Origin of the sequence: Streptomyces sp. CY-1 (assembly GCF_047218265.1) — a bacterium.
Taxonomy (GTDB): domain Bacteria; phylum Actinomycetota; class Actinomycetes; order Streptomycetales; family Streptomycetaceae; genus Streptomyces; species Streptomyces niphimycinicus.
Genome location: NZ_CP178393.1, coordinates 8,401,262 through 8,417,091, shown reverse-complemented (window position 1 = coordinate 8,417,091; position 15,830 = coordinate 8,401,262). Strand labels below are relative to the sequence as shown.

The following is a 15,830-nucleotide window of genomic DNA, read 5'->3' as shown; positions in this document are numbered from 1 at the left end:
CGCGCGTGTGAATACGCGCGCCATCGCCGTGAGCACACGCACCTCGCGGCGGGCGGTGTCCCCGCTGTCCCTCACGGCACCCGCGCCTCACCCACCTTCTCCGCCGCGCCGCCCTTGCCCGCCGGCTCCGGGGCGCCTCCGCCCGTGACGGCGCCCTCGCCGGTGATGCGGGCCAGAGCGGCGGCCGCCGCCGCGCTGAGGCGTATGTGCTGGGCGGCGGCGGTCAGCGCCGGGATGGCGCGCTCGTCGCCGATCGCGCCCAGGCCCTCGACGCAGGCGCGGGCGATCGCCCAGTGCCGGTCACGGGCCGCCAACTGCCGTTCCAGCGCGGCGACCAGGGACGGCACGGACTCGGTGGCCCGCAGCTCCACCAGCAGCCGGATGGGGTGCAGGGAATACGCGGTGCGCAGCGGGTTCGTGGCCAGCGCGGCGGCGGCCCGCGCGGTGCGCGGATCGCCGAGGCGGGCCAGCACCCGGGCGGCGGTCGCACAGCGGGCCGGCTCGCGGTAGTTGAGCAGCAGGACAAGGGTTTCGAAGGCCCTGCGGTCGCCTGCGCTGCCGAGCACGAAGGCGGCCGTCTCCCGCGCCCACAGCGGCTGCTCCGGCGCCACCAGGATGCGGGCGAGCTGTTCACGCGCGGCGGGGGTGCCCTGCCGTACGAGCGCGAGCAGCGAGGCATGGGCCGCCGTTTCCTGCGGGGTTGAGAGCGAGGCCCGTACCCGCTCCGTCAGCGTCCGGAATTCTTCGTCCATACGAGGTCTCCCCTCCCCGGTGGGCCGCGCCCGGGCACGGCCGCACTTTAAGCTCTGGCATCTTGGTTACCCGCGAGTTAATATGGCGACACGAGCAGCACCCCTGCTCCGGCGGCCTGGTGACGCAGCCGCCTTGTGTGACGTCGGTTCGGCAGTTCCAGAAAAGCGAGTACGGCATGGCCCCGGGACAGGGCCGGCCGCGTGTCTCCCACAGGCAGTTTCCTCCGTGCGGCGCTGTCCGTAAGGGAGCGTGCAAGCCCTTCCATCGGGGATTTGTGTCAGCCGCGTCAGCCCCCCGCGCATGCGTGGCGTGAGCGGCGGCAGCGGCATGGCACGAGCTCCCCTCAGTCGTCACTTCATCCCCTTTTGCGGGGAACACCCTCTGGAGTCCGCGATGGACCGTCTCCCACACACCGGCGTCAGCACTACGTCCCCCTCTGATCTCTCCCCCTCCCGGGCCCCGCTCACTACTGTCGCCGTCGTCGGGCTCGGCACGATGGGCACCGGCATCGCCGAAATCCTGGCCCGGGCGGGCCGCGAGGTGATCGGCGTCGACATCAACGAGAACGCCTGCCGCCGAGCCGTCACCGCGCTCGAGGTCGCCACCGCCCGCGCCGTGCACCGCGAGCGGATCACCGAGCGGGAGCGCGCCGGGATCCTCGATCGCTTCCGCATCTCCACCGATCTGCGCGCCGCCGCCGACGCGGAGCTGGTGATCGAGGTGGTGCCCGAGGACTACGACACCAAGCACGAGGTCTTCGTCGCACTGGACACCGTCGTCAGCCCCTCGGCGATCATCGCGACCGGCACCAACGCGCTGTCGGTGACCCGGCTGGCCGCCGAATCCGCTCATCCGGAACGGGTCTTGGGTCTGCACTTCTTCAATCCGGCGCCCGCGATGAAGCTCGTCGAGATCGTCTCCAGCGTGCTGACCGCCCCCGCGGCCGTCGAGGCGGTCACCGCGCTCGCCCGCGATCTGGGCAAGGAGCCGGTGGCCCTCGGCGACCGGCCCGGATTCGTCGCCGACGGGCTGCTGTTCGGCTATCTCAACCAGGCCGCCGCGATGTACGAGGCCAAGTACGCGGCGCGGGAGGACATCGACGCCGCGATGCGGCTCGGCTGCGGACTGCCGATGGGCCCGCTGGCCCTGCTCGACCTGATCGGCATCGACACCGCCCGTACCGTCCTGGAGGCCATGTACGCCGCCTCCGGCGACCGGCTGCACGCGCCCGCGCCCATCCTGGGGCAGCTCTCCGAGGCCGGTCTCACCGGCCGTAAGACGGGCCGCGGCTTCTACACGTACGAGGCGCCGGGCAGCGCCACCGTCGTCCCGGACGCCGCGACGGCCGAGGTGCGGCACTCCACGGAGGGCGCGCGCCCCGTGCGCGCCGTGGGCGTCGCCGGCTCGGGCACGATGGCCTCCGGGATCGCCGAGGTCTTCGCGAAGGCGGGCCTGGAGGTCGTGCTCGCGGGCCGGACCCTGGAGAAGGCCGAGCGGGCGAAGGCCCGCATAGGGAAATCCCTGGAACGTTCGGTGTCCAAGGGGCGGATGACCGAGCGGGCCCGGGAGCAGGCGCTGGAGCGGATCACCACGGCCGACGCACTCGACGCGTTCGCCGAGGTGGATCTGGCCGTGGAGGCGGTGGCCGAGGATCTGGTCGTCAAGCAGGAGCTCTTCAAGGTGCTCGACAAGGTCTGCAAACCGGGTGCGGTGCTGGCCACGACCACCTCCTCGCTGCCCGTCGTGGCCTGCGCACGGGCGACCTCGCGCCCCCAGGACGTGGTGGGCCTGCACTTCTTCAACCCGGCGCCCGCGATGAAGCTGGTCGAGGTGGTGCGCACCGTGCTGACCGCGGACGATGTGCGCGCGACCGCGCACGCCGTGTGCGCGACGGTGGGCAAGCATCCGGTGGACTGCGGCGACCGGGCGGGCTTCATCGTGAACGCCCTGTTGTTCCCGTACCTCAACAACGCCGTGAAGATGGTGCAGGAGCACTACGCCACCCCGGACGCCATCGACGCCGCGATGAAGCTGGGCGGCGGCTATCCGATGGGCCCCTTCGAACTGCTCGATGTCGTGGGGCTCGATGTGTCGCTGGCCATCGAGCGGGTGCTGCACCGGGAGTTCCGTGAACCGGGCCTGGCGCCCGCGCCGCTGCTGGAGCATCTGGTGGCCGCGGGGTGCCTGGGGCGCAAGACCGGGCGCGGCTTCCGCGAGTATGCAAAAGCCTGATTTCTGCTCCGGGTGGGGCGGACCGGCTGAGTCCGGATCCGGGTGGGGCGGGCTGCTGGAGCCTTCCGTCGGTCTGCCCCCGCACCGGCACTCACAAGCGTGTTACGTTCCCCACATGTCCCAGCCCGTGAAGGCCACACGTACGGAGCGTACGAAGCGATCCCCCTCATCCGGTGGCGGTGAGAGCGCGGGAAGTCGCCGCGCCGCGGCTCAACGTCTGTCCATGCGCCGCAAACTCGCGGCCGCGGCGATGGAGTTGTTCGCGACGCAGGGGTACGAGGCGACGACCGTCGACGAGATCGCGGCCAGGGCGGGAGTGGCCCGCCGCACCTTCTTCCGGCACTTCCGCTCCAAGGAAGAGGCGATCTTCCCGGACCACGATGACACGCTGGTGCGGGCCGCGGCGGTGCTGGACGCGGCGCCTCCGCATGAGCACCCTCTGGACACCGTGTGCCGCGGGATCAAGGAGGTCATGCGGATGTACGCGAGCGCGCCGACCGTCTCCGTGGAGCGCTACCGGCTGACCCGCGAGGTACCGGCGCTGCGGGAGCGGGAGATCGCCTCGGTGGCCCGCTACGAGCGGCTGTTCACCAGCTATCTGCTGGGCCACTTCGACGAGGGCGCCCACCACGACGGCGACGACGATCCGCTGCTCGCCGAGGTCGCCGCGTCGGCCGTGGTCACGGCCCACAACCATGTGCTGCGGCGCTGGCTGCGGGCGGGCGGCCAGGGCGATGTGGAGACCCAGCTCGACCACGCCTTCGCGATCGTCCGCGAGACCTTCGGCAGCGGTATCGGGGCCCGCCCCGTCCCGTCCGGCAGCCGCCCCGCGGCGACGGTGTCGGCGACGGACGAGGACGAGGTGGTGGTGATGGTGGCGCGGACGGATGCGCCGCTGGCCGAGGTGATGCGCACGATCAAGGAAGCGCTTAAGCGGTAGCGCTGGCGCTTCGGGGCGCCGTTCCGGGTGCGCCGTTCCGGGTGCGCCCGCTGTGCGTGGTGGGTGCCGGGGGCGGGGCCTCCGGTGCGGCGCCCTGGACCGCACATTTACGGCGCCGGTGCCCGGGGGCGTGGAGTGGGCCGGAGATTGGCGCCACAAATATGCGAAAGCGTCCAGGACACCACCCCTGCGACCCCACCCCCTCCCGTCTCGTCGGCGGCCACCCGCCGGTGGCGGAAATTCAGCCCCTCCGGCGCTTGAGGAGCGGGGCCCAGGGCGGAGCCCGCTCTTCAGCCCCTCCGGCGCTTGAGGAGCGGGGTCCGGGGCCGAGCCCCGGCGGGGGCGAGGGGCGGGACCCGCCCCCCACAGGCAGGCCCCGCCCCGGCCGGGCGTGTCAGCCGGTCTTGGTCAGCTTCGCGGCGAAGCCGCCGTTCTTCGGGACGTCCACCGAGAGCCGCGAGTCCCGTGTGACCTCGTGGGTTTCGGTGACGACCTTGCCGTCCGGACCGTCCTTCCACACCTCGATCCGCCAGCCGCCCTTGCCGAGGAAGCTCAGCGGCTCGTCCAGCGTGCGGGCCGCGCCCGAGGTGATCGCGCCCAGGTACCAGGCGTCGCCGGAGCGGCGGGCCAGGACGGCGCGGTCGCCGGGGTCGCCGTCGACCAGCCGCGTCTCGTCCCACACCGTGGGCACCTGGTTCAGGAACTTCAGCTCCGCCGGCCGGCTCTCGTAGGACTCCACGCTGTCGGCGAAGTGCTGCACCCCGGACTCGTAGACGACCGAGAGCGCGAGTTCGGCCGCGTCACTCGTGGGCCGCACGCCCGTGAAGGTCACCGGTGTGAAGTCCATGGGGCCGATGAGGTTCCGGGTGAAGGGCAGGGTCGTGTAGTGCGCCGCCGGGAAGGGCTGGCGGCCCGGCTTGGGGCGGGTGCCCTCGGCGCCCTTGACCGCCTCGGTGCTCATCAGTTGCGGCCAGGTGCGCTCCTGGCCGCGCGGGATGGTGGCGCCGTGGAAGTTCAGCATGAGCTGGTGCTTGGCGCTGTCCTTGAAGACCGCGTCGTACCAGCGCATCCGGTCCTGGCCGTCCGACTCCAGGAAGTCGATCTTCAGTCCGGCGATCCCCCAGGACTTCCACAGCGGGAAGAGCCGGTCGCGCTCGCTCTGTGCGTCGATGGTCTGCCAGCGGGCCCAGAGCCAGACGCCGACACCCTTCTCCCTGGCGTACGCGGTCAGCTCGGGCATCCAGGAGTCGCTCCAGCCGGAGTCCACCAGGATGTACTCCCAGCCCTCGCGCGCCGCGAAGTCCACGAACTTCTTCTGGGCGTCCAGGCTGGTCGGGCTCTGCCCGTCGGACCACCAGGACCACGCCGCCCGGCCCGGTTTGATCCATGAGGTGTCGGCGACCTTGGAGGGGGCGGCCAGATCGGTCGGCAGGTCGCTCTCGGTGACGGTGGCGAGGTCCCCGATGACCATGGTGCGCCAGGGGGTGGTCAGCCCGGGGCCGCTGACCTCGGCGGGGTCGGGGAGGGTGAGCTTGAAGCGGTCGGTGGCGGAGTCGAGGGCGAGCCGGGAGCCGCCGTAGGAGCTGTTCAGATCCGCTTCCTCGATCAGCATCCAGCTCTTGCCGATGTGGAAGAGCGACGGATAGCCGTAGTCGCCCGCCTTGGCGTCGGCGACCGTGCCGTGGTCATGGGCGGATTCGTAGTCCTGGCGGCCGTTGTCGTACGGCAGGAGGAAGGAGTCGGCGGACGGCGGGACGGCGAACTCCGAGTGCTCGCCGAGGACGGTGACCGTCCCCTTGTCCGGCAGCACATAGCGGTAGGCCAGCCCGTCGGCCGAGACCCGGATGACCACCTTCAGCGTCCGCCCGTCCTTGCGGAAGGCGAAGGTCGACTCGGCGGCGTCGGAGGTGTGGTGGGTGCGGCGTCCGGTGGTGGTCGTATAGCTCTCGTGGATCTTGCGGTCGCTGCGCCCCGCGAACCGCAAGCCCTTGCTGAAATCGGTGTCCGCGGTGCGGATTCCCAGGCCCGAGGGCCGCAGTACGGTGGTGCCGCCATGGCGCGCGGACAGCGTAAGACCGCCCTCGTTGCTCAGTCTGAGCTCGCCGACGACCTGCCCGTTTCCGGTCAGCCGCCAGTCCTGCGCACGACCGTCCGATGCCGCCGCCGCCCGGAGCGGCACCAGTACGGCGGCCGCGCAGGCGAGGGCGGCCACGGCTCTGGTGACCTTTGATCGTGCCGTATGCATCGTTCCTCCTCGTTCGCCACATCCTGGATGCGGCGCTCGATACATCAGAGCAATCGCCTACCTTGACGCATCATTAGCCCGTTCCTACGCTCCCGTCTAGCCAAATCATCGGATCAATCTGATCGCTTCGGGGACGGGAGATGACGGAATGCCAGTCAGCAGACGTGGGTTCCTGGGCCGGGTGGCGGCGGGTGCGGCCGCGAGCACGGCCGTCGGCGCGGCCCTCCCCGAACAGGAGGCGGCCGCCCGGCCACAGCAGTCGGTGGCCCTGCGGGGCATGCGCACCGACCGGGAGTGGGAGCGCTTTCTGGGCGGCCAGGATCTGATCTGGAAGCGCTTGCCGAGAACCTGGTACGAAGGGCCCTTCCTCGGCAATGGGCTGCTCGGCTCGATGATCTATCAGGAGCCCGGCGAGAACGCGCTGCGGTTCACCATCCACCACAGCGAGGTGCAGGACCACCGGCCCACCGAGGGCGGCAGCGACTGGGGCGTGGCACGGCTTCCGGTCGGCAATCTGCTGCTGCGCCCGGTCGGCGCCATCACCGGCGTCGATCTGCGGCTGGATCTGTGGAACGCCGAGCTGCGCGGCACGGTCACCACGGACAAGGGGAAGCTGAAGCTCCGCGCCCTGGTGCACAACGACCGCACCATGCTGCTGGCCACCGTCGAGGCGAGCGCCGGCGAGGAGGGGTTCCGCTGGGAGTTCAAGCCGTCACCGGCGGTCAGCCCGCGCATCGTCCGCGAGGATCCGCCGAAGGGCTTCGAGCCCAACCCGGCCCCGGTCACCCGCACCGAGGACGGGCTCGGCATCACCGTCCAGTCGCTGGTGGCGGGCGGGCAGACGGTGAGCGCGTACCGGCAGCGCGGCAGCGGCCGGGAGCGTACGTACTACCTGGCCGTGGCGCACTCCCACCCCGGTACGGACGCGGAGGGCCGGGCCCGTACCACCGTGCGCAAGGCGTCGGCGCTGCCGGTCTCCAGCCTGCGGCGCACCCACTACGAGTGGTGGCACCGCTTCTACCGCAAGAGCTTCATCTCGGTGCCCGACGGGATGCTCCAGAGCTTCTACTGGATCCAGCTCTACAAGCTGGCCTGCGCCGCCCGTGAGCACGCCCCCGTCATGGCCACCACCGGCCCCTGGGTGGAGCCGACGCCCTGGCCCGGCGTGTGGTGGAACCTCAACGTCCAGTTGGAGTACTGGCCGGTCCACGGCTCCAACCACCTGGAGCTGGACGCGATTCCGCGCACCCTCGCCGAGAACACCGATGTGCTCATCAGCGGGCTCAAGCCCGAGTACCGCGCCGACTCTGCCGGGCTGCGCCGCTCCACGGACGCACAGTGCGAGGACAACGGCACGGTCCCGGTGCCCGGCGTCGGGGACTCCCCCGAGGTCGGCGATCTGCCCTGGGCGCTGCACAACGTCTGGCTGACCTACCGCCACACCATGGACCGGGGCCTGCTGGAGGATGTGCTCTATCCGCTGCTGCGCCGCTCCACCAACTACTACCTGCACTTTCTCACCGAGCAGTCGGACGGCAGGCTGCATCTGCCGAAGACCTTCTCGCCCGAGTACGGCGCGGCCCCGGACTGCAACTACGACCTGGCGCTGCTGCGCTGGTCCTGCCAGACCCTGCTGACGACGGTCGAGTTGCTGGACAAGGACGATCCGCTGGTGCCCAAATGGCGCGAGGTGCTGGAGAAGCTGGTCGACTATCCGGTGGACGAGAACGGCTTCATGATCGGCACCGGTGTCCCGTTCGCCAAGTCCCACCGCCACTACTCCCATATGCTCTCGGTCTACCCGCTCTACCTGGTCAACTGGGACCAGCGGGAGCACCGGGACCTGATCGACCGCTCGCTGAAGCACTGGATCAGCTTCGAGGGCGCGCTGCGCGGCTACAGCTTCTCGGGCGCGGCCTCGATCTCGACCCAGATGGGGCGCGGCGATGACGCGCTGAAGTATCTGCGGGAGCTGGTGGCGCGGTTCATCCAGCCCAATACCCACTACTACGAGGCGGGTCCGGTGATCGAGACCCCGCTGTCGGGCGCGCAGACGATCCACGACATGCTCTGCCAGAGCTGGGGCGGGACCATCCGCTTCTTCCCAGGGGTGCCGGGCGAGTGGCGGGACGTCACGCTGCATGACTTCCGTACCCAGGGCGCGTTCCTGGTCAGCGCGGTGCGCACGGGCGGCAGGACGCGCTGGGTGCGGGTGCGCAGCCTGGCCGGGGAACCCTGCCGGGTCCGCCACTCGATCGGCGGCCGGGTCGCGGTCGCCGGGGTCGGGGGACCCGCGCCGAACTGGCGTGACCTCGGGAACGGCGAGATCGAGCTGGAGCTGGACCGGGAGGACGAGGCGGTGATCTATCCGGCGGGCACCCGGCCGGACTTCCGGATCGCCCCGGTGAAGGTCACCACCCCGGCCGAGCCCTGGGGCCTGCCGGAGCTGCCGCAGGCGGGCGCGGTCACCCAGGTCGATCTGACCGGGCACTTCGACAACGACGGCATCACCACCGAGATGTACTACGGGGACGGCGACTTCGACGGTACGGGCCGCACCTATCCGATGGCGCAGTTGCCGCAGACCGGGCAGACCGAGGACGACGGGATCACCTTCGCGTTCACCAACGGCAGCGAGGGCTCCGACAACAACGTGATCGCGGCGGGCCAGAAGGTCGCGGTTCCGGCGGGCGGCTACACGAAGCTGCATGTGCTGGGCGCGGGCGACACCGGCAATGTGTCCGTACCCGCCGTGGCCACCTACGCCGACGGCTCCACGGCCCCGCTGACCATCCAGTTGACGGGCTGGATGTCGGGCCCGGCGTACGGCGAGACGGAGGCGGTGCGGACCAGCCAGATCCACACCCGCACCGGCCCGTTGGGCACCAAGGCCGCGATCTTCCACCAGGTGGTGGAGCTGGACCCGGCCAAGGAGCTGTCGGCGATCACGCTGGCCGCCCCCACGGGCACCGCACGGGCCCATGTCTTCGCGCTCTCGCTGGAGAAGGACGACTGACGAAACCCACATAACCGCATACCCACCGTGACGGCCGCCCTGCCCAGGGCGGCCGTCATTGCTCATGTGTGCAGCGGAGATGACAACTGAGGGAATTTGTTGGCACGCAGTGTCTTGCGGGGTGGCACAGCGTGCCATACGGTGAATGAAGTCCGGGCGGCCGGCGCACTGCCAACCATCGTGCGCCGGCTGTCCCCGCAAACCGCTTTGTGCGCCCGGACGACGCCTGCGTCACCAGGCAACCGGCGCCACCCGCGCCGCATCGAGCACCACCTCCGCCGAACCGACGGCACCGCATCAGCATCACCCGTCACGAGCCCAGCGTTCCCTCAGGCGTCCCCCCTGGACGCCTCGCCGGAGGCACCGATGAACGAGATACTTGACGCGATCCTGGCGTCGGACACAGCACCCGAGGACTTCGCCGCACTGCGCATCCCCGAGTCGTACCGCGCGGTGACCGTGCGCAAGGACGAGGCCGAGATGTTCGCGGGCCTCACCACCCGGGAGAAGGACCCCCGCAAGTCGTTGCACGTGGACGAGGTGCCGGTGCCGGAGCTCGGCCCCGGCGAGGCACTCGTCGCCGTGATGGCCAGCTCGGTCAACTACAACTCCGTGTGGACCTCGATCTTCGAACCGCTGCCGACCTTCGGCTTCCTGGAGCGGTACGGCAAGCTCTCCCCCCTGGCCAAGCGGCACGATCTGCCGTACCACATCATCGGCTCCGACCTCGCGGGCGTCGTGCTGCGCACCGGCCCCGGTGTGAACGCCTGGCAGCCGGGCGCCGAGGTCGTCGCGCACTGTCTGTCGGTCGAGCTGGAGAGCTCCGACGGCCACAACGACACCATGCTCGACCCCGAGCAGCGCATCTGGGGCTTCGAGACCAACTTCGGCGGGCTCGCCGAGATCGCCCTGGTCAAGTCCAACCAGCTCATGCCCAAGCCCAAGCATCTGAGCTGGGAGGAGGCCGCCGCCCCGGGCCTGGTCAACTCCACCGCCTACCGGCAGCTCGTCTCCCGTAACGGCGCCGGGATGAAGCAGGGCGACAACGTCCTGATCTGGGGCGCGAGCGGCGGGCTCGGCTCCTACGCCACCCAGTTCGCGCTGGCCGGCGGCGCCAATCCGATCTGTGTGGTCTCCTCGTCGCAGAAGGCCGAGATCTGCCGGCGGATGGGCGCCGAGGCGATCATCGACCGCACCGCCGAGGACTACAAGTTCTGGAAGGACGACGGCACCCAGGACCCGCGCGAGTGGAAGCGGTTCGGCAAGAAGATCCGCGAGCTGACCGGCGGCGAGGACGTGGACATCGTCTTCGAGCACCCAGGCCGGGAGACCTTCGGCGCCTCGGTCTATGTCACCCGTAAGGGCGGCACGATCGTCACCTGCGCATCGACCTCCGGCTACACCCACGAGTACGACAACCGCTACCTGTGGATGCAGCTCAAGCGGATCATCGGCTCGCACTTCGCCAACTACCGCGAGGCGTGGGAGGCCAACCGCCTGATCGCCAAGGGCAAGATCCACCCGACGCTGTCCAAGACCTACCGGCTGGAGGACACCGGACAGGCCGCGTACGACGTCCACCGCAACCTCCACCAGGGCAAGGTCGGCGTGCTGTGCCTGGCCCCCGAGGAGGGCATGGGCGTGCGCGACCAGGCGATGCGCGAGCGGCACATCGACGCCATCAATCTGTTCCGTGACGACTCGTCGGAGCGGACCGACAAGCACAGCCGTGACGACTCGTCGGAGCGGACCGACAAGCACAGCCGTGACGACTCGTCGGAGCGGACCGACAAGCACAGCCGGGACGTGCGATGAGTGGCACACCCCGCGCCAAGGACCGGCCCTGGCTGATGCGCACGTACGCCGGGCACTCCACCGCCGAGGCGTCCAACGAGCTGTACCGGCGCAACCTGGCCAAGGGCCAGACCGGGCTCTCGGTCGCCTTCGACCTGCCCACCCAGACCGGCTACGACCCCGACCACATCCTCGCCCGTGGCGAGGTGGGCCGGGTCGGGGTCCCGGTCTCCCATCTGGGCGATATGCGGCGGCTGTTCCAGGAGATCCCCCTGGAGCGGATGAACACCTCCATGACCATCAACGCGACCGCGATGTGGCTGCTGGCGCTGTATCAGGTCGTCGCGGAGGAGCAGGGCCTTGACCAAAGCGCCATCGGCAAGCTCCAGGGGACGACGCAGAACGACATCGTCAAGGAGTACCTCTCGCGCGGGACGCATGTCTTCCCGCCGGTGCCGAGCCTGCGGCTGACCACCGACATGATCGCGTACACGGTCAACCACATCCCCAAGTGGAACCCGATCAACATCTGTAGCTACCACCTCCAGGAGGCCGGGGCCACTCCGGTGCAGGAGATCGCCTTCGCGATGTCCACGGCGGTCGCCGTGCTGGACGCGGTGTTCGCCTCCGGCCAGATTCCCGAGGATCGTAAGGGCGACGTGGTGGCCCGGATCTCCTTCTTCGTGAACGCGGGCGTCCGCTTCGTCGAGGAGATGTGCAAGATGCGCGCCTTCGGCCGCATCTGGGACCGGATCACCCGTGAGCGGTACGGCATCGAGAACCCCAAACACCGCCGGTTCCGCTACGGCGTCCAGGTGAACTCGCTCGGCCTGACCGAGGCCCAGCCGGAGAACAACATCCAGCGCATCGTCCTGGAGATGCTGGCCGTCACCCTCTCCAAGGACGCCCGCGCCCGCGCCGTACAGCTCCCGGCCTGGAACGAGGCGCTGGGCCTGCCCCGCCCCTGGGACCAGCAGTGGTCGCTGCGCATCCAGCAGGTGCTCGCCCTGGAGAGCGATCTGCTGGAGTACGACGACATCTTCGAGGGCTCCCATGTGATCGAGGCCAAGGTCGCCACGCTGGTGGAGGAGGCCGAGGCCGAGATGGAGCGGATCGAGAAGATGGGCGGGGCGATGGCCGCCGTCGAGACCGGCTATCTCAAGGCGCAGCTCGTGGCCTCGCACGCCGAGCGCCGGGCGCGGATCGAGGCGGGCGAGGAGAAGATCGTCGGCGTCAACTGCTACGAGTCCACCGAGCCCAATCCGCTCACCGCCGATCTCGACACCGCGATCATGACAGTGGACCCGGAGAACGAGGCGCGGGTGATATCCGCCCTGCACACCTGGCGCGAGCAGCGCGCCGAGGGCCCCGCCCAGGAGGCCCTCGGCGCCCTCCGTAAGGCCGCCGCGGGGAACGAGAACCTGATGCCGGCGACCCTGGCCTGCGCCCGCGCGGGCGTGACCACCGGGGAGTGGTCCTGGGCGCTGCGCGATGTCTTCGGCGAGTACCGCGCCCCCACCGGGGTCGGCGGCGCGCCCCTGGCCGTCGCCCCGGAGGCGGGCTCCCCGCTGTCCACCGTCCGCGAGAAGGTCGAGAAGACGGCGGCCGAGCTCGGCGGCGGCAGGCTGCGGCTGCTGGTCGGCAAGCCCGGTCTGGACGGGCACAGCAACGGCGCCGAGCAGATCGCCGTACGGGCCAGGGACGCCGGTTTCGAGGTGGTCTACCAGGGGATCCGGCTCACCCCCGAGCAGATCGTCTCGGCAGCCGTGGCCGAGGATGTGCACTGCGTCGGGCTGTCCATCCTGTCCGGTTCGCATGCCGAGCTGGTGCCGGACGTCCTGGACCGGCTGCGCGACGCGGGCGCCGAGGAGATCCCCGTCATCGTCGGCGGGATCATCCCGGCCACGGACGCGGCCACGCTGCGCGCCGCGGGTGTCGCCGCCGTTTTCACTCCCAAGGACTTCGGTATCACGGAGATCATCGGCCGTATCGTCGATGAGATCCGCGCCGCCAACAAGCTTCCCCCTCTGGAGGTTCTCGTATGACCGCCCCCGACCGCGCAGATGCCGCGACCCGTCTGCGCCCTCGCCGTTCCTGCCTGGCCGTCCCCGGCTCCAATCCGCGCTTCCTGGAGAAGGCCCAGGGGCTCGCGGCCGACCAGGTCTTCCTGGACCTGGAGGACGCCTGTGCGCCGCTGGCCAAGGAGGACGCCCGGCACACCATCGTCAAGGCGCTGAACGAGGGCGACTGGACCGGTAAGACCCGGGTGGTGCGGGTCAACGACTGGACCACCCACTGGACGTACCGGGACGTCATCACGGTCGTCGAGGGCGCGGGCCCCAACCTTGACTGCATCATGCTGCCCAAGGTGCAGGACGCCCAGCAGGTGATCGCGCTGGATCTGCTGCTCACCCAGATCGAGAAGACGATGGGCTTCGAGGTCGGGCGGATCGGCATCGAAGCGCAGATCGAGAACGCCAAGGGCCTGGTCAACGTGGACGAGATCGCGGGCGCCTCGCCGCGTCTGGAGACCATCGTCTTCGGCCCGGCCGACTTCATGGCGTCCATCAACATGAAGTCGCTGGTCGTGGGCGAGCAGCCGCCCGGCTATCCGGCGGACGCCTATCACTACATCCTCATGCGGATCCTGATGGCGGCCCGCATGCACGACCTCCAGGCGATCGACGGCCCCTACCTCCAGATCCGGAACGTGGACGGCTTCCGCGAGGTGGCCGGGCGCGCGGCCGCCCTCGGCTACGACGGCAAATGGGTGCTGCACCCCGGCCAGGTGGAGGCGGCCAACGAGGTCTTCTCGCCGTCCCAGGAGGACTACGACCACGCCGAGCTGATCCTGGACGCCTATGACTACTGCACCTCGGCGGAAGGCGGCATGAAGGGCTCGGCGATGCTCGGCGACGAGATGATCGACGAGGCCAGCCGCAAGATGGCCCTGGTCGTCGCGGGCAAGGGCCGCGCGGCCGGGATGACCCGTACGTCCACCTTCCAGCCCCCGGAGGCATGAGCCATGCAGTTCGGCCGTACCTATGAGGAGTTCACGGTGGGCGACGTCTACCGGCACTGGCCGGGGAAGACGGTCACCGAGTACGACGACCACCTTTTCTGCCTGCTCACCATGAACCACCACCCGCTGCACATGGACAGCAACTACGCCGAGAAGACGACCGATTTCGGTAAGAACGTGGTGGTCGGGAACTACATCTACTCACTGCTCCTGGGGATGTCCGTCCCCGATGTCTCCGGAAAGGCCATCGCCAATCTGGAGGTCGAGTCGCTACGGCATGTCGCGCCCACCTTCCACGGCGACACGATCTACGGCGAGACGGAGGTCCTCGACAAGACGCCGTCGAAGTCCAAGACGGACCGGGGCATCGTGCAGGTGGAGACCAAGGGCTACAAGCAGGACGGCACCCTGGTCTGCGTCTTCCGGCGCAAGGTGATGGTGCCGACCGCCACGTACATCAAGGAGCGGGGCGGCGAGCAGCCGGGCCGCCCGGAGCTGGGAGAGCAGTGATATGAGTCGCCTGGCGCAGACCGAGGGCCTGACCGACATCCAGCGGGAGATCCTCTCCACGGTCAGGGATTTTGTCGACAAGGAGATCCTGCCGGTCGCGACGGAACTGGAACATCGCGATGAATATCCGACCGCGATCGTCGAAGGGCTGAAGGAACTCGGCCTCTTCGGGCTGATGATCCCGGAGGAATACGGCGGCCTGGGTGAGTCGCTGCTCACCTACGCGCTGTGTGTGGAGGAGATCGCACGCGGCTGGATGAGCGTCTCGGGCATCATCAACACCCACTTCATCGTGGCGTACATGCTCAAGCAGCACGGCACCGAGGAACAGAAGGAGTATTTCCTTCCCAAGATGGCGCTGGGCGAGATCCGGGGCGCCTTCTCGATGTCGGAGCCGGGGCTGGGCTCGGATGTGTCGGCGATCACCAGCAAGGCGGTGCCGGACGGCGACGAGTACGTCCTGAACGGCCAGAAGATGTGGCTGACCAACGGCGGCACCTCCACTCTGGTGGCGGTTCTGTGCCGGACCGGTGACGCCCAGGAGGGGGTCGCGCCGCACAAGGCGATGACCACCTTCCTGATCGAGAAGGAGCCGGGCTTCGGCGAGGTCCGGCCCGGTCTGACCATCCCCGGCAAGATCGACAAGATGGGCTACAAGGGCGTCGACACCACCGAGCTCATCATGGACGGACTGCGCGTTCCGGCCGATCGGGTGCTCGGCGGGATGCCGAACCGAGGTTTTTACCAAATGATGGACGGCGTGGAGGTCGGCCGGGTGAATGTCGCCGCCCGCGGCTGCGGTGTGGCGCGGCGCGCATTCGAGCTGGGCGTCGCATACGCACAGCAGCGGCATACCTTCGGCAAGCCGATCGCGCAGCACCAGGCCATCCAGTTCAAACTGGCCGAAATGGGAACAAAGGTCGAGGCGGCCCATGCGATGATGGTCAATGCGGCCCGGAAGAAGGATTCGGGCGCGCGCAACGACCTCGAGGCGGGAATGGCCAAGTACCTCGCGTCGGAGTACTGCAAAGAGGTCGTGGAGGACGCCTTCCGCATCCATGGCGGGTACGGCTTCTCCAAGGAATACGAGATCGAGCGCCTCTACCGAGAGGCACCGATGCTTCTCATCGGCGAAGGTACCGCTGAGATTCAGAAAATGATTATTGGACGGAGGCTCCTGGAGGAATACCGAACCCAAGACTGAACGTCCCTTTTGGGGTGGTATCCGAGAGAAGAAGGTCACACCGCGCCGAGGGTCTTCGGTCACTGACCAGCCACCGACAGGCCCCGGCGCTTGCCCAGTTACCGCTCGCAACCG

Annotated in this window: 10 protein-coding genes; 8 read left to right on the top strand and 2 right to left on the bottom strand. The window is 69.4% G+C overall.

Annotated elements, in window-relative coordinates:
* Positions 1–71 precede the first annotated feature (71 nt).
* Positions 72–752, bottom strand: a complete 681-nt coding sequence (locus ACK1X7_RS36175; protein WP_385152537.1) for a HEAT repeat domain-containing protein — start codon at positions 750–752, stop codon at positions 72–74.
* A 394-nt stretch (positions 753–1,146) separates the two neighbouring features.
* Between ACK1X7_RS36175 and ACK1X7_RS36170 the strand changes: the two genes are divergently transcribed.
* Together ACK1X7_RS36170 and ACK1X7_RS36165 are read left to right on the top strand one after the other, a co-directional pair.
* Complete coding sequence (locus ACK1X7_RS36170; protein WP_385152540.1) at positions 1,147–2,985, top strand: 3-hydroxyacyl-CoA dehydrogenase family protein; 1,839 nt, start codon at positions 1,147–1,149, stop codon at positions 2,983–2,985.
* Between the two features lie 115 nt (positions 2,986–3,100).
* Positions 3,101–3,925, top strand: a complete 825-nt coding sequence (locus ACK1X7_RS36165) for a TetR family transcriptional regulator (protein ID WP_385152543.1) — start codon at positions 3,101–3,103, stop codon at positions 3,923–3,925.
* 394 nt (positions 3,926–4,319) lie between these two features.
* On the opposite strand, the gene ACK1X7_RS36160 is transcribed toward ACK1X7_RS36165, so the two are convergent.
* Positions 4,320–6,170 carry a glycoside hydrolase family 97 protein gene (locus tag ACK1X7_RS36160; protein ID WP_413116157.1) on the bottom strand — a complete coding sequence of 617 codons (1,851 nt, stop codon included), beginning with the start codon at positions 6,168–6,170 and terminating at the stop codon, positions 4,320–4,322.
* 148 nt (positions 6,171–6,318) lie between these two features.
* On the opposite strand from ACK1X7_RS36160, the gene ACK1X7_RS36155 reads away from it, so the two are divergent.
* The 6 genes from ACK1X7_RS36155 to ACK1X7_RS36130 all read left to right on the top strand — a co-directional run bounded on the left by ACK1X7_RS36155 (position 6,319) and on the right by ACK1X7_RS36130 (position 15,716).
* Positions 6,319–9,186: a glycosyl hydrolase family 95 catalytic domain-containing protein gene (locus ACK1X7_RS36155; RefSeq protein WP_385152549.1), complete on the top strand. Its 2,868-nt coding sequence runs from the start codon at positions 6,319–6,321 to the stop codon at positions 9,184–9,186.
* A 366-nt stretch (positions 9,187–9,552) separates the two neighbouring features.
* Complete coding sequence (gene ccrA, locus ACK1X7_RS36150) at positions 9,553–11,001, top strand: crotonyl-CoA carboxylase/reductase (protein WP_385152552.1); 1,449 nt, start codon at positions 9,553–9,555, stop codon at positions 10,999–11,001.
* Positions 10,998–13,025 (top strand): protein meaA, encoded by a 2,028-nt coding sequence (locus tag ACK1X7_RS36145; protein ID WP_385152555.1) that lies wholly within the window; start codon positions 10,998–11,000, stop codon positions 13,023–13,025. Before ccrA ends, ACK1X7_RS36145 begins: the two co-directional genes overlap by 4 nt.
* Complete coding sequence (locus ACK1X7_RS36140; protein ID WP_385152559.1) at positions 13,022–14,002, top strand: HpcH/HpaI aldolase/citrate lyase family protein; 981 nt, start codon at positions 13,022–13,024, stop codon at positions 14,000–14,002. Before ACK1X7_RS36145 ends, ACK1X7_RS36140 begins: the two co-directional genes overlap by 4 nt.
* A gap of 3 nt (positions 14,003–14,005) precedes the next feature.
* Positions 14,006–14,512, top strand: a complete 507-nt coding sequence (locus tag ACK1X7_RS36135; RefSeq protein ID WP_385152562.1) for a MaoC family dehydratase — start codon at positions 14,006–14,008, stop codon at positions 14,510–14,512.
* A 1-nt stretch (position 14,513) separates the two neighbouring features.
* The gene (locus ACK1X7_RS36130) at positions 14,514–15,716 is read left to right on the top strand and encodes an acyl-CoA dehydrogenase family protein (protein WP_390792843.1); all 1,203 of its coding nucleotides are present in this window, start codon (positions 14,514–14,516) and stop codon (positions 15,714–15,716) included.
* The last annotated feature ends 114 nt before the right edge of the window (positions 15,717–15,830 follow it).

What these genes read in the sequence shown, in the direction of transcription:
- ACK1X7_RS36175 (WP_385152537.1), bottom strand. Translation starts at nt 752, where the DNA reads ATGGACGAAGAATTCCGGACGCTGACGGAGCGGGTACGGGCCTCGCTC.
- ACK1X7_RS36170 (WP_385152540.1), top strand. Translation starts at nt 1,147, where the DNA reads ATGGACCGTCTCCCACACACCGGCGTCAGCACTACGTCCCCCTCTGAT.
- ACK1X7_RS36165 (WP_385152543.1), top strand. Translation starts at nt 3,101, where the DNA reads ATGTCCCAGCCCGTGAAGGCCACACGTACGGAGCGTACGAAGCGATCC.
- ACK1X7_RS36160 (WP_413116157.1), bottom strand. Translation starts at nt 6,170, where the DNA reads ATGCATACGGCACGATCAAAGGTCACCAGAGCCGTGGCCGCCCTCGCC.
- ACK1X7_RS36155 (WP_385152549.1), top strand. Translation starts at nt 6,319, where the DNA reads ATGCCAGTCAGCAGACGTGGGTTCCTGGGCCGGGTGGCGGCGGGTGCG.
- ccrA (WP_385152552.1), top strand. Translation starts at nt 9,553, where the DNA reads ATGAACGAGATACTTGACGCGATCCTGGCGTCGGACACAGCACCCGAG.
- ACK1X7_RS36145 (WP_385152555.1), top strand. Translation starts at nt 10,998, where the DNA reads ATGAGTGGCACACCCCGCGCCAAGGACCGGCCCTGGCTGATGCGCACG.
- ACK1X7_RS36140 (WP_385152559.1), top strand. Translation starts at nt 13,022, where the DNA reads ATGACCGCCCCCGACCGCGCAGATGCCGCGACCCGTCTGCGCCCTCGC.
- ACK1X7_RS36135 (WP_385152562.1), top strand. Translation starts at nt 14,006, where the DNA reads ATGCAGTTCGGCCGTACCTATGAGGAGTTCACGGTGGGCGACGTCTAC.
- ACK1X7_RS36130 (WP_390792843.1), top strand. Translation starts at nt 14,514, where the DNA reads ATGAGTCGCCTGGCGCAGACCGAGGGCCTGACCGACATCCAGCGGGAG.